The 21,890-nt window shown below is 56.6% G+C and carries 20 protein-coding genes; 11 read left to right on the forward strand and 9 right to left on the reverse strand.

Annotated features, from left to right (window positions below; all coding sequences use genetic code 11):
• Positions 1–117: 117 nt before the first annotated feature.
• Entirely contained in the window at positions 118–1,359 is a 1,242-nt protein-coding gene (locus L6R21_05720; GenBank protein MCK6558679.1) for a GlmU family protein, read from the forward strand.
• 238 nt (positions 1,360–1,597) lie between these two features.
• On the opposite strand, the gene L6R21_05725 is transcribed toward L6R21_05720, so the two are convergent.
• The 6 genes from L6R21_05725 to L6R21_05750 all read right to left on the reverse strand — a co-directional run bounded on the left by L6R21_05725 (position 1,598) and on the right by L6R21_05750 (position 9,386).
• Complete coding sequence (locus L6R21_05725) at positions 1,598–2,536, reverse strand: SAM-dependent chlorinase/fluorinase (protein MCK6558680.1); 939 nt, start codon at positions 2,534–2,536, stop codon at positions 1,598–1,600.
• A gap of 244 nt (positions 2,537–2,780) precedes the next feature.
• Complete coding sequence (locus L6R21_05730) at positions 2,781–3,683, reverse strand: DUF4412 domain-containing protein (protein ID MCK6558681.1); 903 nt, start codon at positions 3,681–3,683, stop codon at positions 2,781–2,783.
• Between the two features lie 102 nt (positions 3,684–3,785).
• Positions 3,786–4,994 carry an ornithine--oxo-acid transaminase gene (gene rocD, locus L6R21_05735; protein MCK6558682.1) on the reverse strand — a complete coding sequence of 403 codons (1,209 nt, stop codon included), beginning with the start codon at positions 4,992–4,994 and terminating at the stop codon, positions 3,786–3,788.
• Positions 4,995–5,287: 293 nt separating this feature from the next.
• Positions 5,288–7,192: an SLBB domain-containing protein gene (locus tag L6R21_05740; protein ID MCK6558683.1), complete on the reverse strand. Its 1,905-nt coding sequence runs from the start codon at positions 7,190–7,192 to the stop codon at positions 5,288–5,290.
• A gap of 94 nt (positions 7,193–7,286) precedes the next feature.
• A complete protein-coding gene (locus L6R21_05745) occupies positions 7,287–9,152 on the reverse strand; it encodes a glycoside hydrolase family 13 protein (GenBank protein MCK6558684.1) in 1,866 nt (621 codons plus the stop codon).
• 3 nt (positions 9,153–9,155) lie between these two features.
• Positions 9,156–9,386 carry a hypothetical protein gene (locus tag L6R21_05750; protein ID MCK6558685.1) on the reverse strand — a complete coding sequence of 77 codons (231 nt, stop codon included), beginning with the start codon at positions 9,384–9,386 and terminating at the stop codon, positions 9,156–9,158.
• Between L6R21_05750 and L6R21_05755 the strand changes: the two genes are divergently transcribed.
• The 6 genes from L6R21_05755 (at position 9,385) to L6R21_05780 (ending at position 12,576) form a co-directional block, all read left to right on the forward strand.
• Positions 9,385–10,311 (forward strand): PEGA domain-containing protein, encoded by a 927-nt coding sequence (locus L6R21_05755; GenBank protein MCK6558686.1) that lies wholly within the window; start codon positions 9,385–9,387, stop codon positions 10,309–10,311. The two genes, L6R21_05750 and L6R21_05755, sit on opposite strands and share 2 nt — an antisense overlap.
• A 272-nt stretch (positions 10,312–10,583) precedes the next feature.
• Complete coding sequence (locus L6R21_05760; GenBank protein ID MCK6558687.1) at positions 10,584–10,847, forward strand: BrnA antitoxin family protein; 264 nt, start codon at positions 10,584–10,586, stop codon at positions 10,845–10,847.
• A 77-nt stretch (positions 10,848–10,924) separates the two neighbouring features.
• Positions 10,925–11,179, forward strand: coding sequence for a hypothetical protein (locus tag L6R21_05765; GenBank protein ID MCK6558688.1), 255 nt, complete (start codon positions 10,925–10,927; stop codon positions 11,177–11,179).
• A gap of 86 nt (positions 11,180–11,265) precedes the next feature.
• Positions 11,266–11,613 carry a PIN domain-containing protein gene (locus L6R21_05770; protein MCK6558689.1) on the forward strand — a complete coding sequence of 116 codons (348 nt, stop codon included), beginning with the start codon at positions 11,266–11,268 and terminating at the stop codon, positions 11,611–11,613.
• A gap of 406 nt (positions 11,614–12,019) precedes the next feature.
• Positions 12,020–12,244 (forward strand): hypothetical protein, encoded by a 225-nt coding sequence (locus L6R21_05775; protein ID MCK6558690.1) that lies wholly within the window; start codon positions 12,020–12,022, stop codon positions 12,242–12,244.
• Positions 12,217–12,576: a type II toxin-antitoxin system PemK/MazF family toxin gene (locus tag L6R21_05780; GenBank protein MCK6558691.1), complete on the forward strand. Its 360-nt coding sequence runs from the start codon at positions 12,217–12,219 to the stop codon at positions 12,574–12,576. The genes L6R21_05775 and L6R21_05780 overlap by 28 nt, the downstream gene beginning before the upstream one ends.
• Before the next feature lie 402 nt (positions 12,577–12,978).
• On the opposite strand, the gene L6R21_05785 is transcribed toward L6R21_05780, so the two are convergent.
• Complete coding sequence (locus tag L6R21_05785) at positions 12,979–13,233, reverse strand: CopG family transcriptional regulator (GenBank protein MCK6558692.1); 255 nt, start codon at positions 13,231–13,233, stop codon at positions 12,979–12,981.
• A gap of 446 nt (positions 13,234–13,679) precedes the next feature.
• On the opposite strand from L6R21_05785, the gene L6R21_05790 reads away from it, so the two are divergent.
• The 3 genes from L6R21_05790 (at position 13,680) to L6R21_05800 (ending at position 17,179) form a co-directional block, all read left to right on the forward strand.
• Complete coding sequence (locus L6R21_05790) at positions 13,680–14,642, forward strand: winged helix-turn-helix domain-containing protein (GenBank protein ID MCK6558693.1); 963 nt, start codon at positions 13,680–13,682, stop codon at positions 14,640–14,642.
• Between the two features lie 92 nt (positions 14,643–14,734).
• Positions 14,735–16,252: a hypothetical protein gene (locus L6R21_05795; GenBank protein MCK6558694.1), complete on the forward strand. Its 1,518-nt coding sequence runs from the start codon at positions 14,735–14,737 to the stop codon at positions 16,250–16,252.
• A 3-nt stretch (positions 16,253–16,255) separates the two neighbouring features.
• Entirely contained in the window at positions 16,256–17,179 is a 924-nt protein-coding gene (locus tag L6R21_05800; GenBank protein MCK6558695.1) for a T9SS type A sorting domain-containing protein, read from the forward strand.
• A 176-nt stretch (positions 17,180–17,355) separates the two neighbouring features.
• Here the strand turns inward: L6R21_05800 and L6R21_05805 are convergent, their stop codons facing one another.
• Positions 17,356–19,929 (reverse strand): AsmA family protein, encoded by a 2,574-nt coding sequence (locus L6R21_05805; GenBank protein ID MCK6558696.1) that lies wholly within the window; start codon positions 19,927–19,929, stop codon positions 17,356–17,358.
• Between the two features lie 182 nt (positions 19,930–20,111).
• Complete coding sequence (locus tag L6R21_05810; protein ID MCK6558697.1) at positions 20,112–20,708, reverse strand: YdbL family protein; 597 nt, start codon at positions 20,706–20,708, stop codon at positions 20,112–20,114.
• Between the two features lie 217 nt (positions 20,709–20,925).
• Between L6R21_05810 and L6R21_05815 the strand changes: the two genes are divergently transcribed.
• Complete coding sequence (locus L6R21_05815) at positions 20,926–21,669, forward strand: (Fe-S)-binding protein (GenBank protein MCK6558698.1); 744 nt, start codon at positions 20,926–20,928, stop codon at positions 21,667–21,669.
• The last annotated feature ends 221 nt before the right edge of the window (positions 21,670–21,890 follow it).

The following is a 21,890-nucleotide window of genomic DNA, read 5'->3' on the forward strand; positions in this document are numbered from 1 at the left end:
TCGTCTGTTTCGTCTGCGATTCAAATTGTAGCTGCGATTCAAATCGCAGCCTGATCGCAAAAGCCGGCTGAAGCCGGCAGGGATTGTTGTTGACGGAAAGGCCAATGGTGATGATCTATGTCTCTCCAACTCTGCGTCTTTGAAGATGAGTATTGCAGTCAGCTCCATCCTCTCAGCCTCACGCGGCCGGTGTTTGATCTGCGCTGCGGCATGACCTCCTTGCTCGAAAAAGTCGTACGGCATTATCCCGGCGCCGGTTTGCATCTATTCGTGCGTGCGTATTTGGTGGAATTGGTGCGGGAGTCGCGGCCGCAGGCAAGGATCAACCAAGCACCGTCCGGGCCGTGTCTTTTCGTGAATGGCCGCTTTTTGTTTGAGACCTGGCCGGCTGCGGAAGGCCGGCCGGCGATTTGGCGCCATGCCGGCAAAATCGTGGCCATGTGCCTGCCGGAGGGATTCTCGGCGACAAGCGTGTTGGCCGCGTCTCCGTTTGCGCTGCCCCCAACCCCGGCCAACGCCACAGAACATGAAATCGCGGGACGCTTCGTCGATTACCCCTGGGATTTGGTCAACAATAATCCCAAAGAATTGGCGCGGGATTTTGCAGAGGCGAATCTCGGCGGGCAGATTCTCGGCAGCATTTGCCCCGGCGTGACGCTGCTCGATGAAAAGAACATCCACCTCGCCGCCGGCGCGACGATCAAGCCCGGCGTTGTGCTCGATGCGGAAGAAGGCCCGATCTTCATCGACGCCGGCGCGACGATTATGGCCAATGCTTCCCTGCAGGGACCGTTGTATGTCGGCAAAAAATCCATCATCAAAATGGGCGCGAAGATTTATGAAGGCACAGCCATCGGGCCGGTGTGCAAAATCGGCGGGGAGGTGGAAGAGACGATCGTGCATGGCTTCAGCAACAAACAGCATGAAGGTTTCCTCGGCCATGCTTATCTCGGCGAGTGGGTCAATATCGGCGCCGACACCAACAACAGCGATTTGAAAAACAACTATAGTACGGTGAAAGTCTGTATCAATGGTGTGATGGTGGACAGCGGCTCGTTGTTCGCGGGTCTGTTCATGGGCGACCACGCCAAGACCGGCATCAACACGATGTTCAACACCGGCACGGTGGTGGGCGTGATGAGCAATGTGTTCGGCGCGGGCTATCCGGACAAATTCATCCCCTCGTTTACCTGGGGTGGCGTGGAGGCGAGCGAAACATATGCACTGAACAAGGCACTGGAGGTTGCGAGGCGGGTCATGGCCCGCCGCAAGCAAGCGCTGACGCCGGCACAAGAGAACGTGTTGCGGACCGTGTTCGAGATGACGGCGCAGGAACGCGCGGACTTCAGTGGTGGATAGGCTTTGCAAGGTAACAGAGGACTCACCCAAGTCCCACTGCAGGCCCAAGAGTCCTCCGGCATTTCTCGACACAGCCCGGCCGGCATTCTGTTCGCGCCGGGCGGTTTTCATTTGACAGCAGAGTTGTGGCCCGTCGGCGCCGTCGGAACGAAATGGATGTTCGGCAAAGCGTGTTCGAGACTGCGGTGCCGAGGTTGCTGCCACGAACGCGGCATTCGCGGCAGAGCCTGCGGCCATCTCACTTCGAGGCTGTCGTCCGGGGCGACACCCGCGGCGTTGCTGCGGTCGACGTCGTGGTCGTTGCCGGGCCGGCGCCGGCCGTGCGCACCACCACCACATCGCCGGCCATCGCATTCAGGCTGTCAGCCGCGCTGTCGAGATTGCGCGCCAATTCCAAAAAACCTTGATGATTCAAAATCAAAATGAAAGCGCCCCGGGCAGCAGCGCCGCGGCGCTCGACGAAGGTCGCCGGAACGAACTGGCCTTTCACCAGGCATTCCAGCTCCATGCCCGCGCGCCAGCCCGCCTTTGCCAGCATCGGCGCCTGGATGTTGGTCACCAGATTGCCGTAGTGATCGCGATGCAAAATTTCCCCCGTAATGCCGGTGTCCGTGAAGCTCGCCGGCGTGCGGTCAAACTGCACCGGATCGAAAATCTGCTTGCCGGCATCGCTGATTTTTCTCCCATTTGACAAATGCGCTGCCGCCGGGCCGAAGATGTCGCGGCCCTCGAACGTGGTGGAGGTGACGCCGCGGCGGTACCACAACACATTGCTGATCTCCACCGCGCGTTTCAGTCCGGAAGTCTTAATGACGTCGGTGAATACGCCGTTGTCCGGGCCGACGAAGTACTTCTTATCCTGCGTTTCGACGATGATGCGCCGGCGGCTGCCGCCGGCATCCGGATCGACCACTGCCAGGAATACCGTGCCGGCGGGAAATTCATTGGCCACTGTCGCCAGCATGTAACTCGCTTCACGCACGTTATAATCCGGCGCCGCATGCGTAATGGTGGCCACCCGCGCCTCGGGGTTGATCGAGAGAATGGTGCCATACAACGCGCCGACATAGGGGTCATTCCAGCCGTAGTCGGTGAGCACGGCGATCGTCGGCGGGGAGCCGCAGCCGTAACCCAACAGCAACGCCATTACCCCCGCCGGGAGAATTCGGGATAACATGTTTTCCTCCAGTATGGTGGATCCAAGGGCCGCTGCAACGAACCGGCGCAGCGCGCCCTGCCGCCGGCACCGGCCAGCGCCATGCTGGCGGTGCGGGCCGATTCAGGCTCGTTCCCGTATCGTGTTGTCGTGCTGAGCTGTGGTGGGGAAGGGGGAGCATTGACGATTCCGGCCGATCTCCGGAATCGCGGCACAGATTGTCGTCAAGAGAGGACAGCGGCGCTGCACCAGTTTGAGCCGGTAGTCAGCGCAGGAATTTTTTCAACAATATTTCCTGCATGAGTTGCTGCAAATCGAGCTTGCGGTAGTCCGCCGGCAGCTCGAATTTCGCCGCCGCCACGGCTTGCGGCTGGATGCTGGTGATTTCGAGCACATGCATGCCGCCGCGCTGCGAGATTTGTTTGGCGAGAATCGGCACGCCTGCGATCGCCTGACGCCACCAGGCCTCGCTTTGCCAGCCGGCGAGATCGCCGAGCTTCATCTCGCTGAGCAGAGTGTCGAAGGCGCGGCGCAACCCGGGATGCGCCGCGGTTGCCCAGAGCTCAGCGGCTTGTCCCGGACCTTTGGCGAGATAGCGCAGGCAGGGCAGGCCGTTGATCGTGGCCTGTTCGCCGGTTTTTTTGAATTCCGGCAGTTCGTCGGCGCTGGTGGAAGCTGAGCCTTGCTGCGCCAATCCCTGCAGCACGTCTTTGGCTGAAATGAGCACGGACTCGCCTTCTTCCGCGCTCAACTCCAGGTAAGCCTGCTGCGCCGGCAACAGCACCCAACTCTGTTTCTGCTGCGGCCGGGCAAGGTAGATGATCTTTTTACCGAACAGGCTGTGGCCGCTGTTCAAATCGACCTCCACCCGCACGCCGCTTTCGCCAAAATAGTAGGTGAACTGATCCGCCGGCAGCGCGGCCCCATTTTTTCTTGCAGCCGCGCGCAATTGCTCGAGCGGCTGCTGCAGCACTTGGGCGGGCGAGAAACCGAAAGCTTCTTCCTCCGGCGTGGGCGTGCCTGCAATGCCGCCGGCCAGCGTAAACAGGATTTCGCGCGGCACGGCAAAGTGGCGCTGTTGCACAATGCCGGTAAAGGTTTGCGCCCGCTGCGCAGACGTGAGACCGGCGGTCAACATCAAGAGGGCGAAGCAGCTTGTCGCTCGCATGCAGCACTCCGGCAAAGTAAACTCCTGACGCACGAAAGGCCAGCGCGGTGGCCTCGCTGGCCTTTGGAATGAATCACATCGTTGCGGCGCGCATGGCGCTGGTCAATTCATCGTCTCCAAAACCTTTTTGATGCGCTCGAAGGCCCAGTCCAGATCTTCACGGGAAATCACCAGCGGCGGTGCGAAACGAATCACGTGTTCGTGGGTCTCCTTGCAGAGCAGCGCTTCGTGGCGCAACGCTTCGCAGAAGCGGCGCGCGCCGCCGGCCTCGGGCTTCAATTCCACGCCGATGAACAAGCCGCGGCCGCGCATTTCCTTCACGTGTTTGCTCTTGATGGTGCGCAGGCGCTCGAGGAAGTAGTGGCCAAGCTCGGCCGAACGTTCCACCAGTTTTTCCTCCTGCAAAACCCGCAGCGCTGCGCGCGCCACGGCGCAGGCGAGCGGATTGGCGCCGAACGTGCTGCCGTGATCGCCGGCGCGGAAGTTTCCCAGAATGGCTTTGCTGGAAACCACCGCGGACACCGGATAGAAGCCGCCGGACAGCGCCTTGCCCAAAATCAGCACGTCCGGTTTTACGCCGGCTTCGTGTTGATAGGCGAACAGCTTGCCGGTGCGGCCCAAACCGGTTTGAATTTCATCCATCATGACCAACACCTTGTTCTGCTGGCAGATCTCCTGCACTTTGGCCAGATAGCCCTTGGGCGGAATCAAGATGCCGCCTTCGCCCTGAATCGGCTCCACCAGAAACGCGGCGGTGTGCGGCGTGATGGCCCGCGCCAGGGCCTCGCTGTCGCCATAGGGCACGAACACAAAGCCGGGCGTATGCGGCCCGAAATGCTGGCGGTATTGCGGCTCGGAGGAGAACGAAATCACCGTGGTGGTGCGGCCGTGGAAATTGCCGGTGCACACGATGATTTCCGCTTGATTGTCCGGAATGCCCTTGCTCATGTAACCCCATTTGCGCGCGGTTTTCACCGCGGTTTCAACCGCTTCCGCGCCGGAGTTCATTGGCAGCACCATTTCCATATCGCACAAATCCGCCAGCTCTTTGTAGAGCAGGCCGGTTTGATTGTTGCGAAAGGCCCGCGAAGGCAGCGTCAGCTTCTTCGCCTGCTCCACCAGGGCCTGGTAGATGCGCGGATTGCAGTGCCCCTGGCTCACCGCAGAATATGCACTCAAGAAGTCGAGATAGCGGTTGCCCTCGACGTCGTACACCCACACGCCCTCGCCCCGCTCCAATACGATATCGAGCGGATGGTAAATGTGGGCGCCATAGTTCTCTTCCAACTGAATGTATTCTTTTGCCGTCACCTCGAGCTCCTTTCTCTGTTGCGGGTTCGCCACTATCCGTCTTCCACTCTTGCTAGGTGCATCGCCTCGCGAACGCGCCCCCAGCCGTTTGGATTGCCAGAATCCCGCGCGGAGACGATGTTTTTTAGGCCGATCAATGTAAGGCAAGCGGCCACAAAAAGCAAAGAGGAAAATACCCGCCAGTTATGTGGATCGGTGAGCCGCGGCGCAGTTTCAGCCTGGAATTTTGTTGCGCAGCATTGCGAGACTATGCAGGCGGCGGCGTGCACAAATACCTCGCACCGGCTGGCTTTTCAGTTCCCCAGCGCGCGATCGATCACCACATAGATGGTCGCCACTTGCGCCATCACCGTTATCACATCGCGCAGTGTTCTCCAGGTGCTGCCTTCGCCGCGCGTCGGCACCCAAATAGTATCGCCGCTCGCGAGCGTACCGGCGGCTTTCTCCTCCACGACTTCGCCGGTGGCGCGCACCACTTTGATGCGGTTGTGGCCGGCGTTCCAGCCGAACCCGCCGGCGCGGGCAATATAGTCATGCACCCGGCCGCCGGCAATCAGCGGCACCCCGCCGGGCTGTCCCACCGCGCCGGTTACATACACCAGCCGGCTCGCGCGCGGGAACTCGATGAGGTCGCCCGGCTCGAGCAGAACATCCTCGCGGCTGTCGGCCGCGCGCAGCAGTTTTTCGAAATTCACGCTGACGAGCGTGGCCGCTTCCTGGTTGAATTCGAATTTCAACCTTTCCTGCTCGAAGGCCGTGAGCATCTCGACCGGAATCGGACTGGCGACGGCACTCTGGCCTTGCGGGCTGTTGCTGCGGCGATGCAAGCGCGCTTCGCGCAGCGAGGCCTCTGGCGTCGGGCCGCCGGCCCGGGCGCAAATCTCCGCCAGCCGCGTTTGCCCCCATGCGATCGCATAGAAGCCGGGGAATTGCACTTCGCCGCGCACTTCCACCAGCGGACCGAGGCGCCATTCCGGAATGCGGCGGATAAAGACCTGATCATCCGCGCCCAAAATCGGACCAGGCGTTGCCAGCGCGTCGTCTTTCCTGGCGAGCGTGATGGTCTCGTGCTGCGGCGGTTGGCCGGGATCGATGCGCACCACCTCTGCTTCCAGCAAATACGCGGCGCGTGTCAGCCCGCCGGCGCGCTTGATCAAATCACCGACGCGCAAACTCTCTTCAAAAGCATACACGCCCGGAGAATTCACCTCGCCGTAGATGGCAACCGTGGCGCGTGCGATATCCTGCAATTTTGAAAAGATGATGACGCGATCGCCGTGGCGCACGCGCACACCGCCGCTTGCGGCCAGATCGATCATCCGGGTTGCGCGCCGGCCGTCCGGCTCGAGGCGGCTCCATTCAACCTGCTGCCAATTCGCCAGGGCCGTGGTGCCGCCGGCCAGTTCGATCAGCCCCGCCAATGAATCCGACGCATCATCGCGCAACTCGAAGATGGCCGGCCGATGTACCTCGCCGGCAACTGCGGCCCAGCGCTGTGCCGGCGGCACGAACAGCCGATCGCCCGCCTGCAACAAAAACGGCGCCGCCGGCTGCAATTGCAAAAGAGTCTGATAAAGATCGGCGCGCGTTTCCGCGCCCAGCCGGTTTTGCACGCGAATGTTGCGCAAGGAGCCTGAAGGCAGCACGCCGCCCGCAAGCTGTATGGCATCGAGCACGGTTTGCAGGCCGCTGAGCGAATGGCGGCCGGGATGGCGCACTTCACCGGCCACTTCCACGACCACGGTTTTGGCTTGCAATAGCGTGGCGGCAAACTCGCGCGTGTTGAAATAGCGCGACATCTGCTGGCGCAGCCGTTCACGCGCCTGCGTCAGCGTCAAGCCGGCGACCTCCACCAGCCCGGCGGCGGGAATGTAGACCGCGCCTTCGGGCAGCACCGGCACCTCGAAATCACGCTGCGCCTGGCCGAGCAAATAAATCCCCAGCACGTCGCCCGGCCCGAGACGATAATTCTCCGGCAGCAGAATCTGGCCGAGAGCAGGCGGGCGAACGGGCGCCGGAGAGAAGAGATTCCCGCCAAAAACCACCAACTCGCCGCGGGGATTCAACCCAATGCCCGCCAGGCGTTGCGCCAGAAATTCACGCCGCGGATGCGAAAAGACCGAATCTTCTTTGGCAGAGGGAGATTGTGCCTGGACGGCAACGGCCAACCCGGCCGCGGGCAGGAACAACAGAATCATTCGCAGTACACCAGCGTGGCACTTGGAGAGTCGCATGGCAACTTTTCGAGAAAGGTGATCCGGAGTTTCGTACGCGCGTGCGCCCGCAGCCGATTCAAAGTGCTTTGGCAAGCACCACCACCACCGCCTTGCCCGCCAGCACGTGGCGATTCTCCCCAACCGAGATGAGATTCTTTTCGCCATACAACGTTTGATGGGACTGAAAACGCGCCGGCAAAACCACCTCTTGCGGGGTGAGCACGCGATTGAACAAACACAGAATGCTCTCGCCAGCGTGGTTGCGACTGAAGGCGACCACATGGTCGCTGCCGCCGGCTTCCTCAAAGCGGTGATCACCGCGGCGCAGCGCTTCCTGCGCGCGGCGCAGCGCCAACAGAGTTTGGTAGAAGTCGAACAAATCCCAATCGAAATAAACCAAATCCTCCGGCCGTTCGCCGCCATCGGGCAGCGCCTGCTCCGGTGCGTAGATCAGATCCGGCCACACCATGGGCTTGCGGTTGTCGGGATCATCCGCGCCCCACATGCCGGCTTCATCGCCATAGTAAATCATCGGCGCGCCGGGAAAGAGCATCTGAAACGCGATGAGCAGCTTCTGCGTCTCGCGCTCTTCCGCCGTGGGCCTGCGTGTTTGAAAGTTGGAATGGCGCTCCACACCGCTGTCATGATCGATCACGCGATTGGGATTCACCACCATCGAGGCCAGCCGCTCGGTGTCGTGGCTGCCCAGCAGGTTCATCATTCCCGCGTGCACCGCGGCCGGATAATCCGTGAAGATCTGCTGCAGATGTGCCTGCAAATCCCGCGTCGCGTAACGGTTGTGCGTGTCGACGAAATACCGCAGCAGTCCGTCGGCAAAGCGGTAGTTCATCACCGCGTCGAAGATGTCACCCTGCAGCCAGGGCGCGGCGTTGAACATCTTGTTTTGGCCGTAATCCTCCCACCACACTTCGCCGGTGAGATAGGCCTCAGGATTGATCGCGCGCACCCACTGCCGAAACTCGCGCCAGAAGCCCTTGGGCACCAATTCCGCAACATCGAGGCGCCAGCCGTCAATGCCGTCGGAGGGATCGCCGTCGCCGTTGGGATCCATCCAGCGCTGCACCACCGCCTGAAAGAGCCGGCGCGGCCCGGCGGCGAGATTGTCGCCCTCGCGCCGCACCTCCGGCAGGTCTTTCACGCCATACCAGCCTTGATACTCGAATTCGTTCGCGGGTGTGGCCGGGTCATCCCAGCTTTTGATGATGAACCAATCGGCATAAGGCGACTGCCGGCCGTTCTTCATCACGTCACGAAAAGCCGGATGGGTCACGCCCATGTGATTGAACACGCCGTCGATGATAATGCGCATGCCGCGGCGATGCACTTCCTGAATTAGTCTGAGAAACAGGGTATCCGCCGTACTCCACTGCCAGGTGGTGGGGTCCGCGAAGTTTTCGCTGGCCCAGAGGGCACGATCGCTCTCAGGACGCGGACCGAAATTGTTGTCGATGTGATGATACAGTTCGGTGTCGTATTTGTGCAGCGTCGGCGATTCGAACATGGGATTCAGATAGATCGCGGTGACGCCCAGCTCGTGCAGATAATCCACTCCGTCGATGATGCCCTGCACATCGCCGCCGAACCGGCGCCGGCCGGCGTTGTAGTTGAAGCTCCGGCCGTTGGCTGTTTCCCAGGGCTGAAGCTGGTACCAATCCGCGGTCCATGGACTGCACTGCCAGGCCGACACCGTGTCGTGCGGCCACGAGCCGAAGGTATCGCGAAAGGTGGGATCATTGGCGGGATCGCCATTGCGAAAGCGTTCGGGAAAAATTTGATACCACACGGCGCCCCGGGCCCATTCCGGCACCTCGGGACCAACTGGCGGTTTGTGAGATTGGCAGGCAACCAACAGAAAGCTCAGTAGCAGGAACGAGGTGCGGCACAGCGGGAGTGCGCGTCGGCAGCGGCAAAAGGCGGGCATCGGTCAACCCTCCGGCGTGATTTCATCCGTGAGAAATTTGCCCTCAAGATATTCAAGCAGCATTGAAAAAGCAACGGCAATGACGGCGCCGGCAAGCGCCCGCACGCTCACGGCCGTGAGCGCAGTTTGCCGCAACTGCCGGTAAATATCCTGCAACTTCCCACCGCCGCAGAAGCGCACGGGCAGCGGACGGCTTGGCCGTTGGCAGGCGACAATCTCTGGACACCAACACATGCGAACCCTACTCACGCTGCAAACACTCGTTCCGGCGGGAAATCCCCGGCCGGTTGCATTCGGCACGATCGTGACGGGCCTGCTGCTCGCGCTGTTACTGGCAGCGCCCGCCGGCCGGAGCCAGTCTGTTTCACTCACCAAGCCGCAGATCGCGGTGTTGAACTTGGAAAGCCGGGGCGTTGACGAAAACGAGACCGCCACTCTGAGCGACCGATTGCGCAATGAATTGGTGAAAACGGAGGCCTTTGTGGTCGTCGATCGTGAGTATATGGATCGGACGCTGGCGGAGCAGGGCTTTCAAATGACAGGCTGCACCCTGCAGCAGTGCGCGGTCGAGGCGGGCCAGATTCTGAATGTGAGAAAGATCGTCATCGGCTCGATTGGCAAAGTGGGCGGCACCTACGCCATCAATATTCACCTGATCGATGTTGCCTCGGGCCGGATGGAGCAGTCCTTCAAACAGGACCATCGCGGCAGAATCGACGGCTTGTTGCCGGTGCTGGAAAAACTGGCAGTCGAGATGGCCGAGAAGGCGGCAGGCTCCTCCCCAACGAGTGGCCAGGCACAGCGCAAGTATCGCCTCAAGATTTTTTCCCACCCCTCGGGCGCGGAGGTGATTATCAACGGCAAAGCCATGGGCAAAACGCCGTTGGCCGGCAATGTGCCGCACGCGCGCAAACTCAATCTCGTCATTCGGCGCGCGGGCTATACCGAGTGGCAGAAATCAATCACCATGGAAGATAATCTGCAAGTGAATGCCGAGCTGGCGCCGCTCAAGACAGGATCATCCAAGACTTGGTTGTGGGTGGCGGGCGGGGTGGGCGCCGCGGCGCTTGGCACGGCCGCGTATGTGTACCTTGCCGGCCGCGAATCAAACGGAGGGAACAACGAAAGCTTGCCGGCCTTTCCCTGGCCGCCGAAGTGAGGTAGCTGGAGTCCGAAATCGCGAATTCTTGAGAAAACGTTCCTGCAACGGCTTGGCCGTGGCATCAAAATCCACAAAGTTTCCGCGGCACTTGAAATTTTGAAAACCTTGGCTTAACCGAGGCGGGGACATTTACGGACGGACACTTACTACGCGCTGAACAGAGCCCTGGTATCAAATGCGCCTTGTGTTGTATTAAGCGGCAGCTTCAGAATTCAACAGCAGCTCTGCGGCGGCTCAACACTATAAGGGAATTGATGCGGATTACCAAAATGAGCACATTGGAAGTCCCCAAATTCAACACCTACGAAGAAGAAGCCGCTTTTTGGGATAACCTTGATACCGCGCCCTGCATGGAAGATGGCGGCGAGTGGTTTCGCTTTGAGACGCCGAACAAGCGGGCGTTGCGCGTGGCGATTTTGCCGGATCTTGCGGCGGAGTTGGCGCAACGCGCGCGGGCGCAAGGCGTTTCGCTTGAGACATTGGTCAACACACTGCTGATCGATCGTGTGCGCGAGTCGACTCTTTCGAGTTGAATATGAGACTCAAAAAATCAAGGCGAATCCAACAGCAAGCTGTTTTGTCTATTCATCTGTTTGCCATGAGGTGAAGCATGTTGTCGGTAAAGCTGCCCAAAGCCGTCGAAAAACAATTGCGGGAAGTCGTGCAAGACAGCTATCAGGGTGATCTGAGCCTCGCGATACTGGCCTTCCTGCGATGGCACGAGAAGTATGGCTGGAAAGAACAATTGCATGACGACATTCGCTCGGTGCGCGCAGAAGTTCGCCGCCGAGGCGGCATCAAGGCAAAAACCATCGATGCTGCGATCAAAAAGCATCGTAAGCATACCAGCCAAACGCACATATGAGATCCCTGCGCGTCGTTATCGATACCAACCACATCATTTCGGCCATTCTGAGTTCGCGGGGCGCTTCTGCATAATTGATAGATTGGATGACGCGCGAAGATGATTATTTTCAGTTGTTGCTATCCCAGCCGATTTGGAGTGAATATCGCGCTGTCGCCGATTGGCTGATCCCCGCGTCAAAACAACCGGAGAAGGATCGCATTTTGGAGATTTTGCGCCTTCAAGCCGCCTGGATTCAACCAGCCAGCCGGCTGCAAGCCTGCTCAGACATTTCAGACAATCGTTTTCTGGAATGTGCTGTTGACGGCAAAGCGGATTACCTTGTAGCAAAGAATATTCGTCATTTTCCTCCGCAGGAATATGCCGGTGTGAAAATTGTTCGAATCCGTAAATTCCTGGAGGTTCTCGAAAGAATGGAGAAGGAAATTTCATAACTTTGAGCCATTACGTACACCGGCCTTTCTCGCCTTGCAATAGCGCTATCTCACCATTAACCAACTAACCGTCATCATATCCTCCCGCGAGCTTCACCATTTCTCCAACCGGCAGACTCCGCTTCATCAAAAGAACCCACACAAACGCCCGGCTTTGCCAGGTTTCTCACACGCATTCGCCCACTTTTGCGGATATACTGTACCACAGTTCAGGGTGAATTGGGATCGCGTGGAATCGCCGTTTGTCCGCCAAAGCCGTGATAAATTTGCTGTTGTTTCAATGACTGCTTTGGGAAATGGCTTGCCTTTTGATGCTCCGATTGCTACTTTGCTTCCGGCATGACAAGCAAGGATGGACTGCGCCAAAACAAAATGACAGCCTCACGAAGCAAAACGGAGGATGCCGATGCTAACGACAGTTGAAGCGGTGATTGACAAGAACGGCAAAGTGTATTTGCTGGAGAATATTACGATAGCCAAGCCGCGGCGCGCTCTGGTCACGATTTTGGATGAAGAAGCGCTCGACGAAAGCGTAAACATGACTGCCTTGTTGAGCGAGCAAGCCTTAGCCGTTGATTGGAATCGACCGGAGGAGGACGAGGCATGGGCGCACTTACAGCAGGGACAGTAGTTTTGGTTCCCTTCCCTTTCTCGGACTTGTCGAAATCAAAACTGCGGCCGGCGGTCGTATTGGCGGGAGCAGGACATGATGATTGGATTTTATGCCAGATCACCAGCAATCCTTATTCTGATCCCAAGGCTGTCATGATTACTGACGACAGCTTTGTTCAGGGTTCCCTGCACAAGATAAGCTATGCCCGTCCTGGAAAACTCTTCACGGCTAATCTCCAACTTATCAAGAGCGAAGCTGGCTTCTTGAAAAGAGAAACGCTGGAGAGGGTTATCGATGAAGTTGTTGGAATCCTCAGAAATGAACCTGCCAAGCATAAGAGCGTCCCTTAAGTACTCATCTCTGCCGTAACCCGTACGTTTCCCCACCACATACACATTCTGTCTGATCAAGGACAACCGCATCCCCGCGCACCGCTCCCATCGTTCCCCTTGCCGAACTGGTCCATCCTCGATCAGGAATGCATAGACAGGCTTTGATCTTGAGACGCGGCTCTCGAACAGATATGATATGTGCAAGAGGCAACTTACCGCATTCTCACTTTTTTGCGCGGATATTTTTCGGCAGTTCAAGGTGAGCTGGGATCGCGTGGAATCGCTTTCTGTCCGCTAAAACTGGACCCTTCCGGGGCTTCGACTCTTCAAACTCTGTGAGGGCGCCGTGTTTGTCGCGGCAAATTCAAAAACCCAACTAGCTGGATGATTGTTCTTGTGACTCAAGGCGGGAGAGCTGCGTCACGCGGAAAGGTGTTTCTGCCTTGCCACGTATTCATCGACGAGGCGGCGAATCATCTTTTGATACTGCGTATGATGCCTCTCGGCTTTCTCTTTGAAGAAATCGAGGCTGCTCTTGCTGAGCGCAATCGTTATCTTGACGGTTTCTTCCTTGAAGGCGAGTTGTTCCGGTGAGGGGAGGGAGTCCGCAATAACCTCGGCCTGGTTCATCGGCTCGTCGGTATACTTGATTCCTTTTCGCGTTTTGCTCTTCATCGATTTTCCCACCTCTGTTTCAGGCATTTCAAAATCCCGCTCAAAGCCAGATTTCTTGATCTTGTGACGAAGCTAAAGCGCTAGCTGAGAAGATGCAGTATCTTTGTGAGGCCAGGCTGGCTGCTGGACAAACGCCCGGCTTTGCCAGGTTTCTCACACGCATTCGCCCACTTCTGCGGGTATACTGTACCTCAGTTCAGGGTGAATGGGATCGCATGGAATCGCCCTTTGGCCGCCAAAACCGCGCTCTTCCGGGGACTCGACTCATCAAACTCCGCGAGGGGTGCCGTGTTTATTGCTGCAAATTTTTCTTGTGAAACATCACAGCCGCCTGGGCGGTGGAATTGTGCATAGCTTTAGGTGGCAGGTGAGGTAAGCCTTTGGTGATTTCAGAAAGTGCCAGTTGATCAGGTTATTAATCAAGCCAATTTTGGCAAGGGTGTGGCATGATCTACGTGAAGTTCACAGAATTGCCATTTAATAGCAAGGCTGCAGAAAGACTGAAGCAGATTTACGCTGTGCTTTATTTCATGCGACAAGGACATTCTCATACTGAGGCAATACACAAGGCAAAGGCCAGCTTCCCCAATGTGGCTGACTATCAAACAATCACAGACAAATGCGCCCGGCAGTTCGCCGGTGATATAGGCACTTTCGTGGAATGGTACAAGGCGGGTGTTATGTTGTCCAAGCTAATTGAACTAAACCGACTTGATGAATATGACAAACAAATATTTGCCGAACTGCTGAACGGAACAAATCAAACCATTGCGAAGGGTGTCAATCAACCAACCTCACCAGCATCGTCTCAATTGACAGACTTTGCCACGGAGGTTGATACGGCCTTTGAGATCGTTCTTGAGGAAATCGAAAATGCCATTGAAGGGCTGAATCGAACTGGTGCAAAGGCTTTCGAGTCCAGTGACTATGATCTAGTCCAGCGTCTTAGACAAACAGGATCGCAGATGACTAGCTTTAGAGACAAAGTCTATACCCTTCAGAAGGAATGGAACAACATTTTTGTCGTGGAGAAAGCACATATTCCCCGAAAGATCAACAAGCCAAGACGCCGGACGAAACTAAGTCAAGGGCTGCGTACTCGCGAAGCTGCATTTCGCATTCCTATTCTTCAGGCATTAGTCAAAGCAAACGGTTCGGCGACTTCGACTCAGGTTTTGAACGAGATCATAAAGCCCATGAAGGCCGTGCTGAATGAATACGATTTGTCCAAGCTTCCATCTTCTGGAGTAGCAAGATGGGAGAACACGGCACATTGGGCGCGTTATGAAATGGTCAGAGAAGGATTGCTGGCGCCAGACTCTCAGCGAGGGATCTGGGAAGTCACGGACAAAGGCAGATCGTGGTTGGCATCCTTTAATGATGGCGCTCAACCATCGATCCCAAGATAGCAGTACTAATGCAAGCACGGTTTCTTCGATTGAACAAATCAGTTTTGATATGCGAAAGACGATACCTTTGTACCATAGCGGGGTACTAATCCATGGAAATTTTGGCGCTCAAACTTAGATCCTATCTGGAGATTTGTAGAACAATCTTCGATAAATATCGGATCAGCAATTCTACCAATAAACCACTCTCAGAAGAATGGAGGCTTTCCGAAAACAACCGGTCAAATTTTAGAAATGCTGTCGTCGCGGCAGAAGCTACTGATGCGTTTGCAGCCTTTGCACAAGACCTTGATTCGCACTGTCTCTCAGATGATTTGAATAGACTTTCCAACGAAGAGAATGAACGCAGGGTCAAACGACAAACATCAGGCTCACAAAGAAACAGAGTCGATATAGACATCAGCCAATGGCGTAATTCTGAAGTTCGTAAAGCGGCCCATCATTTCTTTGTGAATACGGGCGCATATTTGTCAATTTGGAGCGGAGAAGAATTCGACGAATCAAGATTACTCCAAAGCATCGAATCGAGTAAGATTGATTCAGAATATCTTCGGCTGTTTGTGTTTGATGGTTTTGTGTTCTACGATGATGAGAAATTGCTTAAGAATATCAGCTTGCCAGTAGGAGACCTCAGAATTTATGACGAGAAAGAGCTGGCTGATCTGTTCAGATTGCCCAAAATTTCCTGGCATGACCACAAAGATACACTCTTACTGCAAAAAATAAACTCATGGCACGTTCTAACTGTACGAAAGCATGAAGAGTATCGAGGAAATGTGAGTTGGTGGCACAACCTATTTGATGACACGTTTTCGAATAGCGAAAGCGACATTGGATTCATTGCACCAATTTTTTTATGTGTTGGCGAGATTGCAAATCTTGCTGAAGAGATTCGAGTTAGAACAAATGTGTTTGATGCTACGCCTGTTGACAGAAATCCAAGAAATGGTTATCTGACTTGGGACGATTTCGATTCTGAAGGGAATGAGCGTCCAAGACGGGTCATTAAAAGTATTGGCAACGAAGGTATTGTCCTCCGAAAATTTTTTAGCGTATGGGAGGCTGTGAATCGTTTGTCAAGTAAAGGATTTCTACTTTATCCTAGCCAAAGTTATGTTCGGTCACTGATGAATTGGCATACATCGAATAATTTCATGGATATTTTTGTCAGCTTAATAACTACGATGGAGTCGTTGCTCACTCATGGAGATAGTGCAGACTTAAGCTATAAATTAGCTATACGCGCTGCTGCTCTCTTATCCCATGATGCCACGAAAAGGATGGATATGTTTCAGAAATTAAAGGAATGGTATAGGATTCGATCAAAAATCGTCCATGAAGGTCATAGCAAAGGAAAAGACCCGTATGAAATAATTAAGCCAGATTTGCTGCGTATTTCACGACAATTATTTTTGAGATACATTACACTGCTTCACTTGGCAGGTGAGAATGACTTGCAAAACTCTTTATTGCCGAACGCTGAATTTTTAAAAAATTGCAAGAAGAGACCTGAAGCGGTATCCAAAATTCTTGACGCAGCTGTTATTGATCCTCGCTTAACAATTAAGATAGAGGAAGCCCTTGAACAATGGGGCATGGACGATTGCTAATAAATGAGAACTCAAGTCTCTCCAGCAAGGCCCTTCGAGTTGTGGAGTTTCAACGGCGACTGGCAGCTCAATCGTGCGGGGCTGGAGCCGTGGCAGGGCTATGCCATTCGCCTGAATCGCGCGGCGACACTGTTCCTCAGTCCGGGCGTGGCGGGTTTGAGCGAGGGCGTTGCCGTGCATGCGGTGGCAAACAACGAGGGCGAGAACTGGCTGCTGCAAATCATCGCCAGCAATGGCCGCAGCGAGAGCCGCTTCAACTTCGCGGGCCAGCATGCGGATGCCGCAGGCGAGGTTGATGCTTGGGATTTACACCAGCCGCCGCGGCTGGCAGATGAGATGCAAGTTCAGTTTCGGCGGAGTGAAATTGCGGGCGGGTTGAAAGCGGATGTGCGCCAGCCTTCGGACGAGGGGCACACGTGGGAATTTGCCTGCATCGTCAATCCTGAAGATGAATTGCTGCGGCTGACATTCGAGGGCGTGAAGCAAATTCCTGCTGGATTTGAAGTATTTCTGGTTGACGAGGAAACCGCAACTGCTTTTGATCTGCGCAGCAATAATCAATTGGAATTCGCCATTAAAAACCTGACTGAAAAGAAATTCAAATTGCTGGCGGGCAATAAATCATACGTGACCGCGCAAGCGCGCGAGGTGGAGCTTTATCCGCAAAACTACGTTCTCTTGCAGAACTTCCCGAATCCGTTCAATCAGGCAACGCAAATCATCTATTCGCTGCCGGAGGCGGGAATGGTGGATTTGAGCGTGTACAACGTTCACGGCCAGCTCGTGGCGAGACTCGTCAATGAACTACAAAGCGCAGGCTCGCACACGGCGGTGTGGCAGGCGCGCGGCGCAGGCTCGGGCGTGTATTGGATTCGGTTGCAGGCGGGGAAGGTGAGGGTGTTGAAGAAGTGTTTGTTGATCAAATGAAGACGATGATCGCCATTTCGGCACACCGTTACCAATAAGAAAGTCTTTGTCTGTGTCTGTTGATCGTTGTGGCTTTAGCGCGGGCTCGGTCGAAAGAAAGAATCTTGTGAAAATGCCGTTCGGGCAATAGATTTCACAAGATTCCTTCGGAATGACATATTCGATGGAGCATTGACTCACGGCTTGAACAATCCCTTCAGCTTCTTCTTCGCCTCTTCTTTCAATCGCTCCGCTTCTTTTTTCGCGCTGTCGGCGGCGGCTTGCTTGCGTTTCTCCAGCTCCAGCTTCTGTTTGGCGAGCGCGGCGCTCACCGTGTCGGCGGCGGCCGCCTTTTTCTCCTCCGCCTTCTGCGAGAGCAGCGAGGTCACTTGCGCGGTCGCGCCTTTGATGACATCCGCTGCGGAGAACTTGACCTGCGGATCCGTCACGCTACCGCCGATGTTGCCCACCAAATCGACATAATCATTCTGCAGCAAGTCAACTTTGCGATTCAAGAGATTGCTCACCACGGCGTTGGTCTGCGCGTTCATCTCTTCCGCAGGCACGCGCAGCTTGACGGAATAATCCACGGATTGGTCGATGCCGTTCGAGCCGGAGACGACGAACGCCATGTTGCCGACGTTGAATCCCAGGGGCTCGAGGAAAAAGCGGCCGTCACGGATTTTGTACGAAGGCTTGAGATCGACGAGCGCGAGCTGTTTGAGACGATCGAGCTTGAGCACTTCCGCCATTTTGGTGAGCGGCTTGAAATCCTGCAGCGCGGCGTTGGCAATGCGCAACGAGCCCAGGCTGGTCAGGGTTTTCATCACCGGCGTCAGCGTTGAATCCAAATCCGACATCAACTCGAAATCCGCGCTGAACGTGCCCTGCAGGCTCTGCGCGATCGGGGCGAATTTCTGCACGGTCACAAAACTCTCGAAGGTCTGCGGGAAGCCGAGGCCGGCCACTTTCATCGCAAAGAACGAGCGCGGCAACGCGTGCTCGGGCGTGCTGTAGGAGCCGTTGGCCAGCACCGACCCGCCCAGCATGTTCATGTTCAAATCGACGAGATTGAGCGTGCGGTCTTTCAACACCAACACGCCGCTGACATTTTGGATCTTCAACTTGCCATAGGAGATTTCGCGGAACGCCGAATTCATGGTGAATTCGATATTGCCGGGCAGGGGCACGGCCTGCAACTCCGAGCTTTCGCCCGCCATCCAGGGATTCAAGTCGAAATAGTCCGATTGCAGCGAGAGGGCGCCTTTCAGCGTTTGACCTTTCATCACGAAGGGCAGTACATTGTCGAGCGTGCCGTGGGCGCGCAGATCACTGTTGCCGAGCCGGCAGTCGAATTCGCTGAGCGTGACCTTGGCGGGTGAGAGCGCCAGCCGCGCCTGTCTGATCTGAACTTTCACCGGCAGGTCAGCGGTGTTGTAAACGAGATTCGTGACGGCAACATTGCCGGCTGCCTGAAATTTGTCAAACTGATTTTTTTCGATGCTGGAAAGGTTGCCGTTTACGTTCAGATCCAGATTGACCAGCCCGCCGAGTTCGGTGCCCGGCGCGAGTTGAACCAGATTCCTGATTTCGTCGAGATTGATCCTGCCCCTGGCGTTCGCCTTGACATGCGGATCGGAAACCGGCGTTTGTACCAGTGCCGTGGCGTCGAACGGATCCCTGCCCAAGTCCACGTGGAATTTTTTGAGATCGATGATCGTGCGGTCGGGATCGCCGCCGGGATTGTTCACCAGCAGATCGACGTTGACGTTGTTCACCGCGGTGGGCAGTTGCGGATACTGAAACATGCCGTCGTTGATCTGCAGCTTGATCTCGAAAGCTGGCACTTGTTTCTCGTTGTAGAGGCCTTTGGCCTTGCCCGCCAGTGCCAGTTGTCCGGAGGATTTCAAGGAAGCGAAGTCTTTGCTGTAGATCACGGGTATGAGCGAGATGATGTTCTTGAAATCCGTTTGCGGCGCGCTGAAGGTGAGATCGAGATCAGTGTCTTTGCCTGCCATGGCGATCGTGCCGTCGAATTTCAGCACGAGTTCGTTGAGGCGCAATTCGTTCTCGGTGAGGGTGTATTTCTGGTTGGCGGCGTCAATGTCGAAATCAGCCTTCAGGCGGGTATGCACGTTGTTCAAATAGTTCACGCCGCCGGCGCCGAAGGTCACCGCGGCGATGTCGGTGTTGGTGCGCAGGCGGAAGCGCTCGCTGGTAAAATCGCCGCTGCCGCGATGGTTGAGGCCTGCGATCAGGGCCGTGGTGCCGGAGGTTTCGTCGATATAGCTGAGATAGCCGTTTTCAATCGCATAGGAACGCAAGGCGAGCTGATAGCCGCCGGCAGCGGTTGTCTCGGGTTGCTCTTGCGCCGCGGCTTGCATGATGTCCCAATTCGCGGTGCTGTCTTGCAACATGATCAGTTGCAGGCGCGGCTCGGTCAAAGTAAACGAGCGGATTTCGAGCGGGCCGCCGCCAAACAAGCTCATCAGGTTGATGCTGGTTTCGAAATTCTTGAGGGCCACCAGCGTATCGCCGGCAAAGGGGGCACGGTTGACGAGGCTCAGCTTTTCGAGATTCACCGTCAAGGCGGGGAAATTCTGAAACAGGTTCAAGCCGAGATCTTCGAACTCCAGCGTGGCGTTGAGGTTCTTGTTGGCCTCGCGCTTGATCAGGGCGACAATGTCATCTTTGAAAAAGATCGGAATGGCGATAAGGGCAAGCACAACCACGGCCAGCGCGAGGCCGGCGATCAGCAGCAATTTCTTCATGACTTCTTCTCCAAATCAAGTCAACTCATGGCTCGTTTTTTCGCCCCGTCCGCTGCGGCGCCAGGCGATGCCGAAATGCCATGCCGGGGGAATTCTGCGGTGCTCGGCGATGCGCCTGCCTCTTCACAAGATCCCGCCGGGATGACGGCGGCGGTGGACCTCGCTGGCGGCGCCACAGCACGCTAGGGTTTGGACTTCTTCACCCATTCGCCTCCGGCGAGCTGGATCCATTCGCCCGGCTTGGCGCTCTCGCGGTTCAGATTGGCAAATGCCTGTTCGACCTCCGCCTGATCCGAGGCCTCGATGGCCGGGTTGATATCGATGATGCGTTGCATGATGAGGCGGCGATCGCGGTTTTCCTCGGCCAGGATCTTTTCGAGCAGGCGGGCACGTTCGGGATCGGCGGCCACGCGCTGCGGGTCGCGGATTTCGAGATAGCCGCGGGCATTCTCCCCCACGAGACCGGCGCGCTTGAACTCGTCGACATCGTCTTTGTTGAATTCGCGATTCTGAATCGCGGTGAGCACCAGGCGCTTCTCTTCCGAAAGCACAATTTGGCTGTCGGGGCTCACGGCGCGCACGGAGGCCACCATCCACACATCTTCCTTGACCTGGTTGTAGGTGCCCAGGATTTGGTTTTCCAGCGCGGTCTTTTCGCCGGTGAATTTCATTTCCGGGGTGTAGATCGAGCAGGCCGCGCTTCCCAACACCAACAACGGCGGCAAGCAGGCGGCGAGTTTCCTCCGGAGGCGGCGGGTCCTGGAATCATGATCTGGCATGGCGTACGCTCACTTGTTTTTGCAGCAGGCTATGTCACGGGCAGCCGCCGGCGATTGGAGTGATTGAACCGGCTGACGCCCGGCATTTCCAGCGAGAGAGATGATAATGACCGTGCGGTTGTCAAGCAAGAGTTTTCATTTGGAGGGAAGAGTCGAATTGGCTATTTTCCGCCATGTGACCGCATGGTAACACCTCGCACGATACGGAAACAGAAACATGGCCACCGCGATGCAGTCTGTTGCCCTCTTCATTCCCTGCCTGGTTGATCAACTCTATCCTGAAATCGGACTCAGCATGGCGCAGGTGCTGCGCCGCGCCGGGTTGCAAGTCACCTATGACTCGCGCCAAACCTGTTGCGGCCAGCCGGCCTTCAACACCGGTTATCACGCCGAGGCGCGCCGGGTGGCGGAACATTTCATCGAAGTGTTTCGCCAGGCGCAAGTCATCGTGGCGCCCTCCGGCTCTTGCGTGGCCATGGTGCGGAATTTTTTTCCGGAACTGTTTGCCGGCCATCGGCGCGAGGCGGAGGCCAGGGCATTGGGCAAACGGGTTTTTGAGTTTTCCGAATTTCTGGTCAAGCAGGCCGGCGTCACGAAGCTGGGCGCGCGCTATCCCCGCAAAGCGGTATTTCACAATTCCTGTCACAGCTTGCGCGAACTGCACGTGCAGGCCGAGCCGCTCGCTTTGTTGCGGGAAGTGGCGGAGCTGCAGTTGCTCGAGCTGCCCGGCGAGCCGGTGTGCTGCGGGTTCGGCGGTTTGTTCTCGCTGAAGTTTGCAGCGATTGCCAACCGCATGGCGGACAGCCGGCTCGCGCAATTCGAAGCGTTGGGCGCGGAGGCGGTGATTTCCAATGATCCGGGCTGTCTCATGCAAATGCGGCAGGAGGCCCGCATGAAAGGCAGCACGCTGGAAATCCTGCATCTCGCGGAAGTGCTGGCGGGCACAGTGGTGAGGAGTTGAGTCCTGCTGCCCGGGGCGGCGCGGTAGATGGTCTGGCCGTAGAATCTTGTGAATCGCTGGGCGCTGTACCAGACCTTCACAAGATCTTTGCTGGATGACAGGGGGCTGAGGTTGTTTCGAGAAAAGTGGGCTGGACACCAAGGCATCGGGCCTTTTCTGGGTGCTGGGCAATGGAGCATTGCGGCGAATTCTCGGCATGCTCTGCGGCATGCTGCGACAAC

The organism is bacterium, assembly GCA_023150945.1.
Classification (GTDB): Bacteria; Zhuqueibacterota; Zhuqueibacteria; order Zhuqueibacterales; family Zhuqueibacteraceae; genus Coneutiohabitans.